A 17,564-nucleotide genomic window follows, 5' to 3' on the forward strand; every position below is an offset into this window, starting at 1 on the left:
CGATCTCCTTCTACTCTTCCGTTCATTCCCGTAAACTTTGTACATTCGTTTCTTGCCCTTAGTCACTTCTAAATTCTTTCCAATGAAACGTATCGCTACCTTCCTGTTTTTCTATTGTTGTGCTAGCCTTGCTTCCGAAGCCCAGGATCGTCCGCTGGGAAAAACCTTTGCGACCCGCAGTGTCGTGATGGCTCAGCGAGGCATGGCCTGCACCTCCCATCCTCTCAGTACGCAGGCTGCCCTTGACGTGCTGAAATCTGGGGGTAATGCCATTGACGCGGCCATTGCCGCTAATGCCATGGAAGGTGTAGTCGAACCCCACGTGAACGGCATAGGCGGCGATATCTTCGTTATCGTGTGGGATGCCAAAACCCGAAAACTTTACGGACTAAACGGCTCGGGCCGCTCGCCTTATGGTTTGAGTCTGGCCGAACTTAAAAAACGGGGATTGACGCACATTCCATCCAAAGGGCCGCTGCCGGTCTCGGTGCCGGGTTGTGTGGATGGCTGGTTTGAGTTACACAAACGTTTTGGCAAAATGCCGATGGAAAAGGTGCTTTCGCATGCCATTCATTACGCAACGGTGGGTTACCCCGTGCACGACGAAGCGTCTTTTTCCTGGAGTAAGATGATCGCCAATTTTGGGGATTTGCCAAACGTCAAAGCAACCTATGCTCCCAACGGACACGCTCCAGCCCGGGGCGAAATCTTTAAAAACCCGGATCTGGCTAAGACGCTTACGCTGATTGCCAAAGGGGGTCGCGATGCTTTTTACAAGGGCGATATTGCCAGGACCATTGACGCCTTCATGAAGAAAAATGGGGGGTTCATTACTACCCGTGATCTGGCCGATCATACCTCGACGTGGATAGATCCCGTTTCGACGAATTACCGGGGGTATGATGTGTGGGAGTTACCTCCCAACGGACAAGGCATTGCAACGCTGCAAATGTTGAACATTCTGGAAGCCTATGATTTCTCAAAAATTCCCTACGACAGCCCCGAGCGGATTCACCTGTTTACGGAAGCAAAGAAGTTAGTTTATGAAGACCGGGCCAGGTATTACGCAGATATGGATTTTGCTAAGTCACCTGTCAAAGCTCTCCTTTCCAAGGAATACGCTGCCGAACGACGCAAGTTAATTGACCCTAAGAAAGCTTCCAGCCGTTTCGATGCAGGAAATCCGGCTTTGAAAGATGGCGATACGATTTACCTGACCGTTGCCGACGGCGAGGGAAATATGGTTTCTTTAATCCAGAGTAATTACCGTGGTTTTGGCTCGGGTATGGTTCCCGACGGATTAGGCTTTATGCTTCAGAATCGTGGAGAAATGTATAGCCTTACCGAAGGTGAAATGAATACCTATGCCCCGCATAAACGTCCATTTCACACCATCATTCCAGCCTTTGTTACCAAAAACGGTCAACCTTTTATGACGCTTGGGGTGATGGGTGGAAGCTTCCAGCCCCTGGGTCACGCTCAGATTTTGATGAACATGATTGATTACGGCATGAATCCGCAGGAAGCTGGAGACGCTCCCCGGATTGACCACCAGGGTTCGTCGGAACCTACGGGCGAACGCATGGTAGACAGTGGTTACATCACGATGGAGTCAGGCTACGCGTACGAAACCATTCGTGAACTCATGAAAATGGGCCACGCCATTAGGTATAGCCTCGGAGCTTACGGCGGTTACCAGGCCATTATGTACGATCCCGTTCAGAAAGTTTACCACGGAGCTACGGAATCCAGAAAAGACGGGCAGGCCGCCGGATTTTAGGCAGTTGTGCGTTTAGCGAGGTTCTCATTTTTGTTATTAATACAAAAAGCCGGCTTTCCTTTTGGATTACCAGCTTTTACACTTCCCCACTCTCATCAACTATTAGTCACAAGGTGTATTATTAAAATCTTCGAGGGTCTGTTTGCTGATACCGGAATAGTACGTAGGGCAGCTTTTCAGAATGTCATTAATGGATTTCTTATACGCCTCACAATTGGCTTTACTCTGATTAGCGACGTAAGCGTCCGCTGCGGCCTTTAATCGTTCTGCATTAGTATTGCAGGCGTCCACACTGACGCCCTGTTTTTTTGAACAGCCAACCATCAGAACTATTCCCGACAGCGTTAATACGATTATTCTACTCCATTGCTTTTTCATACCAAAGGTTGATCATAGATTTTTGAACAGATAATTCTATTGCCTTTTAGCAACATTTCGGTTACAAAATTCTATGATTGCCTGCTTTCATTCAATCCCCAATTCATGGGAAGGCACTCCATTTGAAAAAGTAACGGTTACACCCCTTTTTCTATGAAGTTCAAAGGCATTTAACTTAAAATCATTACAGTTAAACTATACCCATAAGTTTAAATTATATAGATATAAGATTAGTTTATATTAAAATAAGTCAATAAAATAACCAAATCAGGGGTTTATATACCTCTCAACCGTCTAAACAAGTCATTTAACGTATAAAGTTTACAGTTTGTAGAAATAAGTAGGTAAAGTATATACGTTAGTTGTATATTTGTATCAGATAGGTTGAAGGTTGAACAGATAATCTTTGCACAGGATTAGCCTGTTTAAAGGTTAAAAGCTCCCGTGTTTCATGGGAGCTTTTTTTTATACGACGGTGAAGACCGCTTTACGGTCTTCCATAAGTTTCTTTTCAATAAATCCGGCATCTACCAACCAGTTCAATGAAAGGTAAACTGCCCCGATACTGATGTGAAATTGATCTTCTTTCATTTGAAGCCAAACCTGTTCGGCATCCATAGCCTGCTGGGTTCGCTCCAGCACCAGTGCCACCTGATTTCGCTTCCCTGACTGTCTGACTCCGTGTTGTAAACAATACTCGTTGATTCGTTCAATAATATTCATTGGATTGTTAGGTTAGGTTTGGTTCATTACTGGCCCTTCACCCGATTCTGTACATCGTCTGCTCCGCTCTTCCGGGATGATCCCATTTTTAAATTCTGATTACCGAATCGATAGCTGAAAGACAGCGTAATCACCCGGCTATCGAAACGGATATTGGTATTCAAGTCCAGGTTTTCGTAACGAGCCGTCTGCACCCGGCGACGTCCCTGAAAAAGGTCATTCGCCATGAGCTTAACCGTGCCCTGTTTGTTAAGTACCTGCTTTTGCACACCCGCAGAAATGACGTAGTACGCCCGCGTCCGAAACACCCCGTACACGGACTTCGAGTTATACACGCCGCTAACTTCCATGGACGTACCGTTTCCCAACTGAAATGAGTTTTGAGAATTGAAGGTGAAGCTGGTAATGCTGTTATTGAGATCGCCACCTTTCTGATCGCCTTTGTATTCGTTACGGAAGACATTAAAGAAATTATTCGTCGTCCACCAGGAAGTGGGGTTTTGCGAGGCCGAGAAGCTAATGCCGTAATTAATCAGGCTTTTCAGGTTCTGAGGTCCCTGAAAGGTTGTGTTCGTGGAGTCAATCTGACCCATCATCCAGTTAATCACGTCTGATGTATAACTGTAATTAATCGTCGTTGTCAGGAAGTTTTTAAATGTATGCCCAATCTCCAGCGAGTGGGTTAACTGTGGTTTCAGGAAAGGGTTACCCTCATAGTACAGGAAAGGGTCACGGAAAAAACGGAAAGGATTTAAGTCCTCATAATCAGGCCGTTCGATGCGTCGGCTGTAGGAAAACTGAAGACGGTGTTTTTCACTGAAGGTCTGGCTCAGGAATACACTTGGAAAGAGCTGGAAGTACTTTCGTATCACGGTCGAATCCGAGGTAATCTGTTGTCCCACCGTATGCGTGTACTCCCCGCGTAAACCCGCCTGCAAACTAAATTTTCCAAACTCCCGATTGAAGTTCAGGTAACCCGCATGAATCGTTTCCTGATACTTGAAGTGATTGGAAGCCGAGAGATCCTTCACCCAACGGGTACCCGCAAGGGTATCATATTTCACTTCATTGTCAACCGTTACGTAACTACTTTTCCAGCCCGTTTCCAGCTTGGCTTTCTGGCCTAAGGGATGCGTATAATCGGCTTTGCCTACGTAGACATACGTCGAGGAAGGAATATCACCGCGACGGGTAGAACGACGGCTCGTAAACTCGCCAGCTTCATTCAAATAACGCGTATCCAGCAACTGATTGGACTGAAAAGCATTACTAGAGTAATCCAGATCGGCGGAAAACTCCTGTCCTTCTTTGCCGAAACGGTGCGTATAATTCAGGTTATAGGAAATATTCGACCATCGACTATCATCAGTATTGGTGCTGCGAGCATCCGAAAGGGTTTGATTCGTAATCGTTTGCAGCAGGTTACTGGTATTCCCATGGTTATGATACGTTCCTACATTCCCCTTAATCACTAAACCAAGCGTATTGTTCTGATTCAGGAAGTAGTCGATTCCGGCTTTGAAATTATTCGTATATAAAGGTTCGTCAGTAACCGTATGCTGATACGAAATCCGGCCAGGGCTGGTTTCGCCGGGATCGCGGAAACGGCGGGTGTAGGATAATAACTCTTTCTCACCCCGGTAGGCATGATCGTAACTTCCGAAGACATTCAATCGGGCACTCCGGTAATTCAGGTTTACGCCAGCTCCGTACCGATTTTTCCGGCTGCGGGCTGCATTGACGTACACATTCCCGTTAAAGCCCACTAACTCATTTTTCTTCAACTGAATGTTAATAATTCCTGAGTTACCCGCTGCATCATACTTCGCTGAAGGGTTGGTAATAATCTCCACTTTTGCTAAAGAACTGGAAGACGTTCCTCGTAAAAGCGTTGCTAATTCCTTCTGCGACAGATAGGTAAGTTTCCCATTAATCATGATGGTTGCCCCCTGTTTTCCTTTCAGGGTAATGTTTCCATCGTCGTCAACCGTTACGCCGGGAGCTTTTTCCAATACCTCTAAAGCAGTGTTACCTTCCGAAAGAATACTGTTTTCAATATTCATAACGGTACGATCTATACGCTGTTCAACCAGGGGCTTTTTTGCCGTTACGGTTAGCGTTTGCAGGGATTGTTCCGTGGGCACCAAAGTCAGCATAGGTAGCTGCTGTCTGGGCTGCTGTATACTTAAAGTAAAGCGTTGACTTCGCTGCGAACGGTATCCTACAAAACTGGCTTCTACGTAATATTGACCTAAGGCCACCCGCTGGAAGACAAAACGACCCAGTGAGTCGGAAACCGTTCCTTTTACAAGGGTAGAATCAGCGGACTTGTAAAGAGCAACGGTGGCGAATTCAACGGGCTTACCGGAAGATTCGGCTAGCGAACCGCTCACTTCTGTCTGAGCATAAATGCTACCGCTTAGAAAGCACAGGGAAACGCTCCAAAGTATTTTTTTTAAGTCTATAGTGGTGAAGGACATTCCAATCAGGTAGTAACAAATGGCACAAAAGCGGCTGAAGAGGCAGTGGAAAAGGCAGGGTTGCTTAGAAAAGAAGGCGAAGAAGTTCCCGGAAGGATGCCTTCCGGGAGCGGAGAACCATTATTTGGTTACTTCAAACGTCAGCGTAGCACAACGCCAAACAGATTTATAATCCTTCCCATGATGCTGACCTTCTTCTTTTTCAGACTTTGAAGCTTCGACGCGGTACGTTCCGGGCCAGAGTGGCGTAAACTCCGCTTCACCAGAGGCGTTTGTCGTTACTTCACGATTCCAGCCACTGGGTGAGAAAACAGATACATGGAGTTTGTCAGAAGCCTGATCTTTAAACCAGCCTTTCAGGTGAATGGGCTGACCTACTTTATACGTTTTACCCGATTCCAGCGAAACGTTCAGTTCGTTAGGCGTAGCGGAAGCCGCCGTTGCTTTACCAACCGTGACTACTGCCGTCGAGTTGAACTGATACTTGGTGGCACCACCCAATTCTTTCGCCGTATGGCCCACGGCCAGGGTATATACACCGTCCTGTTCAGGCGTGAACTCAGCCGTATAATGATCTTCACCGGGTTTTACCGTTAACTGCGTTTTCTTCTGATCGGGGCCGATAAGCCAGAGCGAGAATTCTTTCACATCAGAATACCAGTCAGCCAGTTTTTCGGGCGTTTCGCCGGGTTCTGAATAGATAATTTTTACGGTTTGTTTTTGTCCTTTTTTACCAACCGGACTGGTTTCAATCCACAAGGCATGAGCAAATAAACTGCTGGCTGAAAGGGTCAGGAAGAGGGAGAGTAATGCGGCTTTTAACTTCATGATTGACGTGTTTAATAATGGGAAATTGGTTTAATGAACGTTGAAGGTTTGCGTTCTTTTGAATAGATCTGAGGTTTCTTTATTGTGGTTTAATTTTTCTGACGAACGTAGGGCGAGCTGATTTACTACTAACAGTGGAGCCATATTCTGGCGTATTATCCTGTTCTTCAGCAGTAAGTGGTATTTTAATTGAACGATTAACCACGGAGTGTCTACCTTCAGTTACGTTTTTAGGGCAGGGAGCTGTCTTCTTTTTGTTCCGTCTTCCCCACCAGATCAGAAAACCCGTAATGGGTAGGCTGGCTCCGATGAGACTGGCAAAGAAGGCCATTACTTTACCGGGTAAGCCCAAAATGCTTCCTACGTGAATGTCATAGTTCATCCGGCGGAGTTTTGCTCCGAAAGAAGCCTGAGCATACGGAACGTCATAGACCGCATTCTCGGCAAACGGCTTCAGCGTGTGCTGGTCAAAACTATAACTCTGGTGGTTATAAAACTGACCCGCTGAAGGGTAAATCGTGATATAAATGGGTGATTTTAGATCTTTCTTTTCAGGAAAATTGTAGTAAAATCCATGAGCTTCAGGATGTTTTTTCTGAACAATTCCCCAAGCTTTATTCATAGCCTGCTCGCGGGTATAAAACCGGTTGGACTGCAAGGTATCCGAATGGTTACGGGCAAATTCGGGCAGTGTATCTCCGCCAGAGGTTACCCAGTATAAACCTTCGCTGTACCATTTGATCCCCCAAACCATACCCGTCAGAGCAATGGCTAACAGGAATAACAGGGAGTAAAAACCGAGCACGTTATGTAAATCCAGATTTACCCGTTTGAATGAAGCTCCCCATTTAATGGTAAAGCTCTTTTCAATGGTGCTCTTGTTCCATTTTTTAGGATACCACCACACCAAACCCGTAATCAACTCTATCACAAAGATCAGCGTTGCGTAATTCACAATTGGTCGACCTATTTCCCAGGGTAACCATAGAAATCGATGCCCGTTCAGAACGGTACGAAAGAAATCAGATTCATCTTTTTGGTGTACGTGCTGATTAATAACCTTGCCCGTATAAGGATGAACGTTTATGGTATAATGCTCGCCTTCCCAGTCTCCTACGCCCGCCTGAATCGTTCGTCCCTGCTGATAATTGGCATACGTAATTTCCTTTCCCGGATGAAGCGTCGCAATGGATTCGTGTAATTGGGAAGGCGTAATGACGGGCCTGTTTTCCTTTTCGATCTTCGTTTCCGGCTCCAGTACTGCCGTAATTTCTTCATTAAATACCCAGATGCAAGCCGTAATACACACAATAAAGACGATGATTCCAGAACCTAATCCCAGCCATAAATGAAGCCAGTTATTAATTTTGCGGAAATTCATACGGCGATAAGTTAAGTTCTTGACTTAGAGTGATAAGGCTGTCGGGCATGAGATCATGCCTCGTATGTAAGGCTATCTGACTAGAAGTTGCACAAGTCCGAGTAAACCCTAGTGGCGGAATTAAAAAAAGACAAGTCCGCTAACCTTTTGCAGGGGCGGACTTGTCTGCGTGTTCAGAAGCGATAAAACCTTATTCGTAGTATAATTTTGAAATGGTCGTTATGTCGCTAATATTCTCGAATTCCAGTCCTTTCTTAGCCGTAGCAGTCGAAGCATTGATAGTATAGACAAAGTGCTTTCCGGCATCATCTTTCAACACATACTGAACGGTATTTCCATCACTCTCTACGAAAATCTTTTGTTTGTAACTCATCTGAGCATGTTCAGGCACACCCGTTACCCAGGTAATTGTCTGAGCTACCACGTCTACAATGGCTAGCTTCGTTCGTCCGTTCCACTCTTCTACCTGAGCAGCATTGGTATAGAAAGACATCAGGAATTTACTTCCGCCGATGTATTCACCCCGTGCAACTTTCAGTCCGCCCGATTTTTGCTCCAGATTGAAAAAATAACTCTGGTCAAATGCTTCGGTTCCTTTTTTAATTCGAACAACCGCTGAAGGATTTTTTGACTTTACCGCCGTTGACCAACCATAGACGTCTCCCCCTTGAGTCTCTTTCAACCCCTGCATTCCAAACCAATTTCCTATCGGTCCGGTACGACCATCCCGAATAATTTTGTGGAAAGTCAGACTGGGGTAATTTACGGCCAACACCCAGGTACTATCTCTGAATTTTGTTTGTGTCTCGCCTGAGCCTGTAGGCGAGACATCGTAGGGAATGAATAGTTTGTCGGTACCCACCGGAAACACACCGTACCAGGTGGGCCACTCATCCTGCACTTTTAGCAGGTTCATATCCAGAGTGCTACGCCCCCCCAATATCAGATTTTTGGCATCAAAGCGAAATAGAGTGGCCATCGGATCTTTAGGGTCTCCGGTAAAGCCGCCCCCTACCCAAGCATCTGTTCCCACAGGTCCGTAAATGGCAGCAGTGACGGCATTTACGGTATTACCTGCCTGTACAATCTGTCCGTTAGCGTCCAGTTTATAGGGAGTAATGGGGCCCTGTCCACCATACACGGCTGCGAAAAGCCGGTTATTCTGTGGCACGAATGAGTAAGCATCGGTTTCTATTCCTTTGGATAACCCCAGTTTACCTCCCGTTACGGAGTCGGCAGAAATGATGTAAGGGGCTGATTCAACGCCTTCAGAACCCACGGAGTAAGCTACGAAAACGTATTTAGACTTTGCTCCCGAATTCGGTGTTGCTGGTTGGTCGGGATCTTTTGAACAGGACAAAAAGAACCAGCTCAATCCTGCTAGCATATAAAAAGAATTCTTCATACAATCAGTAGTGGTATATTTAGTAAGTAAGTTTTGCTATGGTCGTTACATCGCTGATGTTATCGAACTGAAGTCCGCGTTTTCCCTCGGCTTTTGCGGCATTGATCGTGTAGACCGCAAACTTGCCAGCGTCTTCTTTCAGGACGTAATGAACGGTATTACCGTCGCTTTCCAGATACGTTTTGTGTTTATAACTCAGGGTTGCGTGCTCGGGTACACCCGTTACCCAGGTCAGGCTCTGATTGATTACGTCCACAATAGCCAGCTTTACCCGACCACCCGCGATGCCATTTGTGGAGACGTTACCAGCCGTGTAAATCGACATGAGAAATTTACCGTTACTCAGGTGCTCGCCCCTACTGATTTTCAAACCACCCGTTTTGGCTTCAATATTGAAGAAGTAGCTTTGATCGAAAGCCTGGGTACCTTTTTTAATGCGAACGACACCCGAAGGATTCTTGGAGCCATTCGCAGTCGAATAAGCATATATATCACCATTTTCAATCGGCTGAACACCGTGCATGCCAAACCAGTTACCTATCGTTCCGGTACGTCCGTCCCGAATTACCTTTTTCAGTTGCATAGCAGGGTAACTAAGTACCGCGATGTACGTACTGTCCACAAATTTGGTCGTTTTGCCACTTTCGCCTGGGCTACAATAGAACGGCAGATATAGATCACTTTCAACCTGAAATACACCCGAAAAAATAGCCATTTCACCATTACCTGCCACTTGCATTAAGTTTACCGAACTGTTTCCAGCCAAGACATTCTGTGAAGCATCAAACCTGAAAAACTGAGCCGTTGGGTCTGATTTAGTGCGGGATACTAATGCTCCAACGAAGGCATCTTTATTAACCTTTCCATAAATACCGGCAGTCACGGCATTTACTGTATTACCAGCTTTGGCAATTTTCCCCTGTTCATTCAGCTTGTAAGGAGTAATGGGGCCCTGGCCACCGTAAACCATGGCATACAGGGTATTATTTTGCACCAGAAAGGAATAGGCGTCGGTTTCAACGCCTTCACCGGTAGTTTTGAGGGTGCCTCCGGAAATCGAATCAGCGGTAACAATATAAGGGGCCGACTCTCCATTAGACCCTACTGAGTACGCCACAAAGACGTATTTGGATTTGCTGCCGGAACCCGGTTCGGGCGTGGGATCAACGGGTTTTTCGGTTTTTGAGCAGGCCGCCAGACAGAAGAGCCCGATCAGACCCAGGAGGTATGAGCTAGTTTTCATACGAAAAAGAATAGATAGACTAGAAAGAACTATTGAACCAGAAAATAACGAAGCTTCACGCTGAAGGAGCGACTGGGCTTTTGTAGGCTGAAATTGTCGTAGAGCACTGCGTCCGTGAGGTTACGGCACTCCAGAGCAACGTTATACTTGCCATTCGCCAGTGAATACACCACATTAACATCGTGAGCTACCTGTTCGGGGATGGTTAGCTTCGTTGTGGCAGATCCCTGGCTAGGCCAACGCAGATAGTATTCATGCACATACAACAGGTTGTACCCAAGAGTTAAGGTATTTCCTACACCACCCACATTTTTCAGAAAAAAAGAGGCATTACCGTTTCCAAACAAATAAGGCATATTCGGAATACGGTCTTTATAAACCGGACTCACTTCAGTCGTTGAATTCTCATACTTAGTATTATTACGTATATTTTGATAGGTAAGGCTAACTCCAGCTGTAAATAGACGTTTAAAAGAGTAACGTATTTCGCCATCTACGCCGCTATTAGTCACATCGCGAAGGTTCACCATTTGCTGGATGGCCCGGCCAAAAGAATTATATAAACTGGGGCGTATGAAATCCTTTGCCGAACGGTAAATCAGGTTTGCATCTACGTAAAGGTGATGTTTCTTTTGTAGCGAAACGGTGTAATTTGCCCCTACATTAAAATTATGGCTACTTTCAGGACGCAACAGGGGATTAGACGCCAGGTTAATCACATCTCCGAATAATTCGTCATTCTCGGGCAAGCGGTAACTCTTTTCGTAAGAACCTTTTAATTGAAGTTTAGGCTGAAGGAAGTACGTACTGGCCAAACCATACCCCTGTTTCGAAATCAGCGTTGACTGCACATAGTAGTTACCGTCTAATACGGTATGCATTTTACTTTTCTGAATGTATTCTTTAGCGAAGAAAGCCGTATTCCAGCGTTCGTTTTTGTCAAATCGATACCCTAAACCAATGACGTGTTTATCCGTACGTCTGGGTTGCCTGATTGCCTCATCATCAGGATTTAACATATCCTCCCCTTTTCGGTTGAATGTATTATAGGTATGATTTAAAACTAGCGAATGCCGGGCGTTTAGCTGGTAACTTAATGTTGCATTTGTTAAACCATTATTATTGCGATACTTATACAGTGTCCGGCTTAATTCACCACCGGGAATATTGGGGTTACTTCCTTTATAAATAAAGTCACCCAGCCAGTTATACTGTCGATAGGCCGTATCAATGGCCTGCTCCTGACCCAAGTTAAAATTTCCGCTAAAGCTGAGGTTCAAGCCTTTGGTGAAAAGGTCTTTCTTTGAATACTTGATCGAAGGCATGATGATATTACCCTGACGACGGCGTTGACCGAAAACATCATACATTCGATTACCCGTTTGAATATCAGCTTTATTTTGCCCGAGCGTTAGCCCAAATAATAAACGATCAGCATATTTTTTATTCACTACTCCCACCTGAGCGATCAGGGTTTCATTATGGTAGGTATCGTGAAAACGACGCACTCGCATGGGAATGGAAAGTCCAGTGTTTAGATCGGGTACTACGTCCACATTTACCCAGTAATTATTAGCTGAGTAATTCTGGAAAGCATTGAGTTGAAATGTAAAGCCTGATTGGGAGGTAAAGCCGGTATTAATAGCCGTGCGGTGCGTATTGAATGAGCCATACGAATAGGAAACGTCCAGATAATTCCGGGCATTGGTATTGGTGATGATATTTACGGCACCGCCCAGAGCATCAGCCCCTAACCAGATGGGCACAACGCCTTTATACACTTCAATCCGTTCAGCAAGGTTTACCGGAATGTTATTTAACTGGAAAGAAGAGCCGAAATTATCCATTGGTATTCCGTCAATGAAAAACTTGACCTGCCGACCCGTAAACCCATTTAGGGAAAAATTAAAACTGGAACCCACGCCGCCCGTTTCCCGCACCCGAACGCCCGAAACCCGATCAAGCACGCTATTTAAGTCCAGGGTAGTATTATGCAGGGCTCTGGCATCAATGGCAGTGACGTTATAGGCCAGACGGCTGGCTTCCTTCACTTCCGTGCGGCCAATGACAGAGACCGATTCCAACTCATGAGCATTTGATTCCGTCAGCGTTACATTAAGCTGATGACGTTCACCAGCTTTTAATGTAATCGTCTTCTGAATTGTTTGATAACCCAGATAGGAGAAAGTGATAGTGTAAGTTCCGGGTTTTAGGCCATCGATCTGATAACGCCCTGATCCGTCCGTTGTGGTACCTTTTTTGAGTTCTCTAAGGACAACAGTAGTCCCGATAAGTCTTTCATTCTGACTCGACTGGACCTGACCTGCGAGCGTAGCGGTCTCCCTATTTTGAGCCAGGGAGAGCAATGACAGGGCCGCAAATAGCCCCGTCAGAAAAAATTTTCTAACTTGCATTACTTTTAATGGACGAACGTTAAAAGTCCCTCTTCTGAGGATATAGCCGAACCGCTGCAACGGTTCGGCTATTTTATTGGGATCATGAAAGGTAGTTTAAACCAAGAGTTACATACGTAGCCTATAAACTGCCCTTTGAAATCAGTAGCATAAGCCTGCCTCTTACCCTAAGCGGAAGCCCGTATATCTTCAGAAATTTCTTTATTGTTGGGCATTAATGGCCAGAATCCGCCCTTTTACCCGCAAGCCCCGGCTTAATTTTCCTGTTTTCAGGTTATATTTCCAGACGTACGATTCATTTTTACGGGTGCTGGCTCCAATGTATACCGCATCTCCATCCACAAAAACGTTCTGCTCGAAGTCCAGATGATCGAGCGGAATGTCGAGCCTGGTTTTTGTCTGAGTGTGCAGATCTAACAGGTAATAGGAAGCCAGGTGTTTATTAAGGTAATCCATGTACTGACGTACCTCCTTCTTCTCAACGATTTTGACCAGAGCTTTTCCTTTTCCCAATGCATATAACAAATACCCCTCTTGCGTCGGCTTATCAGCCAACCGAAATAGATAGGTTGAATCCAGTTTGGTTTCTCCTTTTTTGATTCGGAAAAGAGCGGTCGGGGCCGTTGGGTGTGGATGCGTACGTCCTCCGGGCTGGGTTAATAGGTACAAATCATCCTCTTCTACTAGCCAGAACGGAGCATTGATGAAATAACCGCCCGGCCAAGTGGAACGAATATCTTTACGAATGGACTGACGTTTCAGGGAAGGGAAATCAAAAACGGCCAAGTATAGGGTATCACTAGCGGCCACTTTTGAGCCATACCCCTGGTAGTCAGTATAACCAATGAATAAAGCCTGAGGGGTAACCTGAGAAAAAACACCGCCATAGTAATGATTAGGCTCGGGCTTAGGTACATCGAAATAGCCGTACGTACGCACGTTCATGTGTTCCGTATCAAAAATCATATATGAAAATTCCTTTCCGGCTCCGCTACTGCCTACTAATAACGTATGCTCATCAATCCAGTTATGCCAGCTTGAAAAATAGGTCCAGTGAATGTTTGGCAAAAGAAGTTCTATATCCTTTTCAAGACCTTTCGTACCTGGTTTATACCGAATCAGAGCCAGCGGTTCCTCCTGCATGCCGTAGTAAAAACCATTTCGATAGGTAAAGATGATTGAGGTCGTTTCTTCCGCATCCGTCGGAATCGTCAGCGTGCCTTCCGTTAATGAATGGACTTGCAAAAAGTATCTTTTCTCCGTTTCTTCCGACCAAACCTGTAAGCCATACGCCTGCGTCACGGAATCATGCGGAGGGAAAAAATCACACGCGGTCAAACCGAAGAGAAGGAAAACCAGAAGAGTCAATTTGTTCATGCGTATAAAGGCCTCTGCTCGTTACGGAAGCCCTACAAAGATAAAACAAGGCAAGTCTAGCCAAGCAAGAAGCTGCATTTGCCCCTTTAAATCGCATCGAAATCATGCATTACTTTCGCAATCAACGGAGCGGGTAAGTCGAGTAAACGATTTTTCTCAACTATAATGATCTCATTAGAAAGAAAATGATATTGCATCGCCACATACGAGCGGCCCCTTGAAATTTTTATTTCTTTCACCTCACTAGTGTTAGGCGAATGTATGATTACCTGCATTTCCTGATCCGAACGATTGGTAATAGCCACCGCTCCACTAAAATCTATTTCGGTGGGTTTTCCCCAAAACGAAGACTGCATTTGGGCCTTGCTTTGAGGGGATAGGGTCAGGGTTAGTCCATCGGTTTCCAGCGTTTTTAACTCGCTGATCGAGGCATTTGTCCATACACGCGAAGAGTGGAGCGTACCTATTGCCGTAAGGATACACCAGCCCATCGTAATCATCGCTACGCAAGCCGCAAGAGCCTTCGGGAAATAACGGTTAATGCGTTGAACCAGACGGAAGCTTGAATCATTTGAGGGAAGTTTTTCCTGAATAACATGCCAGATATGGGCTTGGTGTTCTGGTTCAAACTCGCCTTCGGGAAGTGTCAGAAGCCCCTCTTCTTCTGGATTTAATAACCATTCCACCACTGCTTCTATTTCTTCACCGGAACAAAGTCCTTGGTGATACCTGATCAGTAAGGAGGTATTAACGACAACGGACATACGTTGGATAGTTCTTTATTCTGGTAGTTGCACCAGAGCCCGGAAGACCCTAAGTGGGCCCGAAAACTATCCATTCAATACAGTTGGTAACTTCGCTTTTAAAAATTGCAAGGCTCTGGTAATGTGATATTCAACCGCTTTTTCGGAAATGGTAAGTGTGTGAGCAATTTCTTTGTTACTTAAGCCCTCTCCCCGTAATTCATATACCTTCTTACACTGACAGGGTAAATGCTCAACGAGTGATTGCAACTTCGTGTGAAGGTCTTCGTATTCTACCTCGAATTCCGTACAACGCGTACAAATTTTCTGTTCCAGACGCACCTGCTCCAGGTGTTTCTCCTGAATAGCTTTATTCCGGAAATACTCGAATACTTTCAGCTTAGCCGCCCTGACCAAGTAATGCTCCATAGATGAAGCAATGACCAGCGAGGCCCTTCTCTCCCAAAGCGACAGGAAGATATCCTGCACCATTCCCTGAGCTAATTCAATGTCTTTCAGTTGGTTGTAACAAACCGCATACACTTTTTTCCAGTACATAATATAAAGCCGCTCGAAACTTTGAGCGTCAGGTACGGAAAAAGAATCAGGCTGTACTTTTGTTTCCAATGCTGAAGAATATTGCTGTGCTGACAAATATAAATATTATTTAGACTAATTAAATATAGTGAGAATGAATATTTCTCTCCCACCCCAAATCGATCATCGGGCAATCCTATTTACATTTGACTATTACTGATCTGCTTATGTCCGAAAAACTAGATAAGGCTTTTGCTCTTTTTGACGCCTACAACGCCCAATCCCCCGAGACCGTCATTTCTGAAGGCGAGACGATTCCTGCCGAGTTGTTTTATGCCCATAAACTCTACGATTGGGTCATAAAACTTGATCCTCAGGCCAGTGAGCCTTTGTTATTAGCCTCTCGTTGTCAACACATTGGTCGTTGGGTCATTCCCCGGTCGGATTATCCCGATGGTCGCGTGGGATATTTGAAATGGCGTAGTGATCTGGCTAAATTCCACGCTGAAAAATCAGCCGAGTTATTGCGGGAAGCGGGGTATGACGAAGCTACAATTGAACGGGTGCGAACCATCAATCTCAAGCAACGCATAAAGACGGACCCGGAAGTGAGTACGATTGAAAACGCTCTCTGTCTGGTTTTCCTGACTTATCAGTACGATGATTTGATTGAAAAAATGGGAGAGGAAAAAATGATCCCGATTCTCCAGAAAACCTGGAATAAAATGACCGCTCCGGGCCACGAAGCTGCGTTGAAACTTTCCTACAGCGATATGGGTAAAGCTCTGATTGAAAAAGCTTTAGCCTAAAATACAGAAGGCCGGACTTGAGTAAGTCCGGCCTTCTCTTTAGCGAATTTTATTATTACTCAGCCAAACCCGCCTCTGCTAAAACAATCAACAGCGATTGCTGGATACCCAAGTATCCTTTATCGTTCAGCCACCATTCATGAAGGGAATGTCCGTTCCCTCCAACCCCACCAATTCCAATCGTTGCCGCCGGAATTCCTTTTGAAAATGGAATATTGGCATTCGTTGAACTGCTGTGAAGCGATGGTTCCGCTTTGAAGAAATGGGTAATCGCAATCATTCGCTGAATCAGTGGGTTACGCTCTGGATTTAATCCCGAAGGGCGGTCGCCCACTTTGTTAATATTCACGGTTAAATCGGCCCCGTTTCGTTTAATAGCATTTTCTTCCTTAAGTCCTTTATCAACCGCCGCCAGAAATAATTGATTAATACCCGCCAGTTTTTCCTGATTCTCCGACCGCATATCCACCTCCATCCATGATTCATACGGAATGGCATTCACCGACGTTCCTCCACCAATCACACTAACACTATAGGTCGTTTTGGGTCCTGACTTTGTAAATTCATCCGCCTGCTGAGTAAAGTAATAAATGGCCTTTGCCAGGGCGTGATGCGGATTTACCAAACCAAAAGCCCCATACGAGTGCCCACCGGGGCCTTTAAACGTAACCCGGTAACGCACCGAACCTACGCCGCCATTCGTTATGCCGCCTAGTCCAGCCCCGTCAACCGCCAGGTATGAATCAATTTTGGGGCCTTTTGCCGAGAATAAATGTTTGACACCCCGCAGATCTCCCAGGCCTTCCTCTCCTACCGCTCCCACGAATAAAACATCTCCATCGGTTTTGATTTTATTCATTTTCATAGCCTTTAGAACGGCTAATACTACGGTCAAGCCGCGGGTGTCATCACCAATGCCGGGAGCATAAAGCGTGTCGCCTTTGAATTTTACTTTAACGTCTGTTCCTTCGGGAAACACAGTATCCAGGTGAGCTTCGAGCACAACGGTTTTCTTGCCTGTTTTTCCCTTTACTTTGCCCAAAACGTTACCTACTTCATCCATCCAGACCGAATCTGCTCCAGCAGCCTTCATTAACTCGGCGTATTTTCTAGCCCGAACCTGCTCTTTGAAAGGGGGCGAAGGAATTTCGGTGAGTAACAGATGCTCTTTACGAGTTTCGGGTTCCAAATCAAGAATAGTCTGAAATGCCTTCTTAACAATAGGCTTGTTAGCCAGCGTATTGATTTCCAGGTCGTACTTTTTCTCAGCCATTAACTTAGGAGCTGACTTCTGAGCCCAGGAAAAATGGCACGCGACTCCAGCTAGTAACGCCAGCGTTATGGTTTTCTTCATTACTTTGGTCTGTTTACAAAAGGGAATAAAGGAATATCGATTAGCATTTACAGATTCTCGCAAATTATAAATAATGCTGCCAAAAACATATAAAACCAAATATTTATAATAA

At 45.4% G+C, this 17,564-nt stretch carries 14 protein-coding genes; 2 read left to right on the top strand and 12 right to left on the bottom strand.

Features of this window, described 5'->3' with window-relative positions; all coding sequences use genetic code 11:
* The first annotated feature begins 82 nt into the window (after nt 1-82).
* Entirely contained in the window at nt 83-1,780 is a 1,698-nt protein-coding gene (gene ggt, locus QE390_RS18065; RefSeq protein WP_307143195.1) for a gamma-glutamyltransferase, read from the top strand.
* A gap of 102 nt (nt 1,781-1,882) precedes the next feature.
* On the opposite strand, the gene QE390_RS18070 is transcribed toward ggt, so the two are convergent.
* The 11 genes from QE390_RS18070 to QE390_RS18120 form a co-directional block, all read right to left on the bottom strand.
* Nucleotides 1,883-2,158, bottom strand: a complete 276-nt coding sequence (locus tag QE390_RS18070; RefSeq protein WP_307143196.1) for a hypothetical protein — start codon at nt 2,156-2,158, stop codon at nt 1,883-1,885.
* Between the two features lie 465 nt (nt 2,159-2,623).
* Nucleotides 2,624-2,881 (bottom strand): Fur family transcriptional regulator, encoded by a 258-nt coding sequence (locus QE390_RS18075; protein ID WP_307143197.1) that lies wholly within the window; start codon nt 2,879-2,881, stop codon nt 2,624-2,626.
* Nucleotides 2,882-2,907: 26 nt separating this feature from the next.
* Nucleotides 2,908-5,361, bottom strand: a complete 2,454-nt coding sequence (locus QE390_RS18080; RefSeq protein ID WP_307143198.1) for an outer membrane beta-barrel family protein — start codon at nt 5,359-5,361, stop codon at nt 2,908-2,910.
* Between the two features lie 120 nt (nt 5,362-5,481).
* A complete protein-coding gene (locus QE390_RS18085; protein WP_307143199.1) occupies nt 5,482-6,189 on the bottom strand; it encodes a DUF4198 domain-containing protein in 708 nt (235 codons plus the stop codon).
* 79 nt (nt 6,190-6,268) lie between these two features.
* Nucleotides 6,269-7,570 (bottom strand): PepSY domain-containing protein, encoded by a 1,302-nt coding sequence (locus tag QE390_RS18090; RefSeq protein ID WP_307143200.1) that lies wholly within the window; start codon nt 7,568-7,570, stop codon nt 6,269-6,271.
* A 190-nt stretch (nt 7,571-7,760) separates the two neighbouring features.
* Complete coding sequence (locus QE390_RS18095) at nt 7,761-8,975, bottom strand: DUF4374 domain-containing protein (protein WP_307143201.1); 1,215 nt, start codon at nt 8,973-8,975, stop codon at nt 7,761-7,763.
* 19 nt (nt 8,976-8,994) lie between these two features.
* On the bottom strand, nt 8,995-10,218 hold the full coding sequence (locus QE390_RS18100) for a DUF4374 domain-containing protein (RefSeq protein WP_307143202.1): 1,224 nt from the start codon (nt 10,216-10,218) through the stop codon (nt 8,995-8,997).
* A gap of 29 nt (nt 10,219-10,247) precedes the next feature.
* A complete protein-coding gene (locus QE390_RS18105) occupies nt 10,248-12,632 on the bottom strand; it encodes a TonB-dependent receptor (protein WP_307143203.1) in 2,385 nt (794 codons plus the stop codon).
* A 201-nt stretch (nt 12,633-12,833) separates the two neighbouring features.
* Nucleotides 12,834-14,009: a hypothetical protein gene (locus QE390_RS18110; protein ID WP_307143204.1), complete on the bottom strand. Its 1,176-nt coding sequence runs from the start codon at nt 14,007-14,009 to the stop codon at nt 12,834-12,836.
* Nucleotides 14,010-14,095: 86 nt separating this feature from the next.
* Nucleotides 14,096-14,773, bottom strand: coding sequence for a hypothetical protein (locus QE390_RS18115; RefSeq protein ID WP_307143205.1), 678 nt, complete (start codon nt 14,771-14,773; stop codon nt 14,096-14,098).
* Nucleotides 14,774-14,839: 66 nt separating this feature from the next.
* Nucleotides 14,840-15,379, bottom strand: a complete 540-nt coding sequence (locus QE390_RS18120) for an RNA polymerase sigma-70 factor (RefSeq protein ID WP_307143206.1) — start codon at nt 15,377-15,379, stop codon at nt 14,840-14,842.
* 137 nt (nt 15,380-15,516) lie between these two features.
* On the opposite strand from QE390_RS18120, the gene QE390_RS18125 reads away from it, so the two are divergent.
* Nucleotides 15,517-16,098, top strand: a complete 582-nt coding sequence (locus tag QE390_RS18125; RefSeq protein WP_307143207.1) for a DUF4202 domain-containing protein — start codon at nt 15,517-15,519, stop codon at nt 16,096-16,098.
* Nucleotides 16,099-16,153: 55 nt separating this feature from the next.
* Here the strand turns inward: QE390_RS18125 and QE390_RS18130 are convergent, their stop codons facing one another.
* Nucleotides 16,154-17,452 carry a M20/M25/M40 family metallo-hydrolase gene (locus tag QE390_RS18130; protein ID WP_307143208.1) on the bottom strand — a complete coding sequence of 433 codons (1,299 nt, stop codon included), beginning with the start codon at nt 17,450-17,452 and terminating at the stop codon, nt 16,154-16,156.
* Nucleotides 17,453-17,564: the final 112 nt, after the last annotated feature.

The organism is Siphonobacter sp. SORGH_AS_1065, assembly GCF_030818595.1.
Taxonomy (GTDB): domain Bacteria; phylum Bacteroidota; class Bacteroidia; order Cytophagales; family Spirosomataceae; genus Siphonobacter.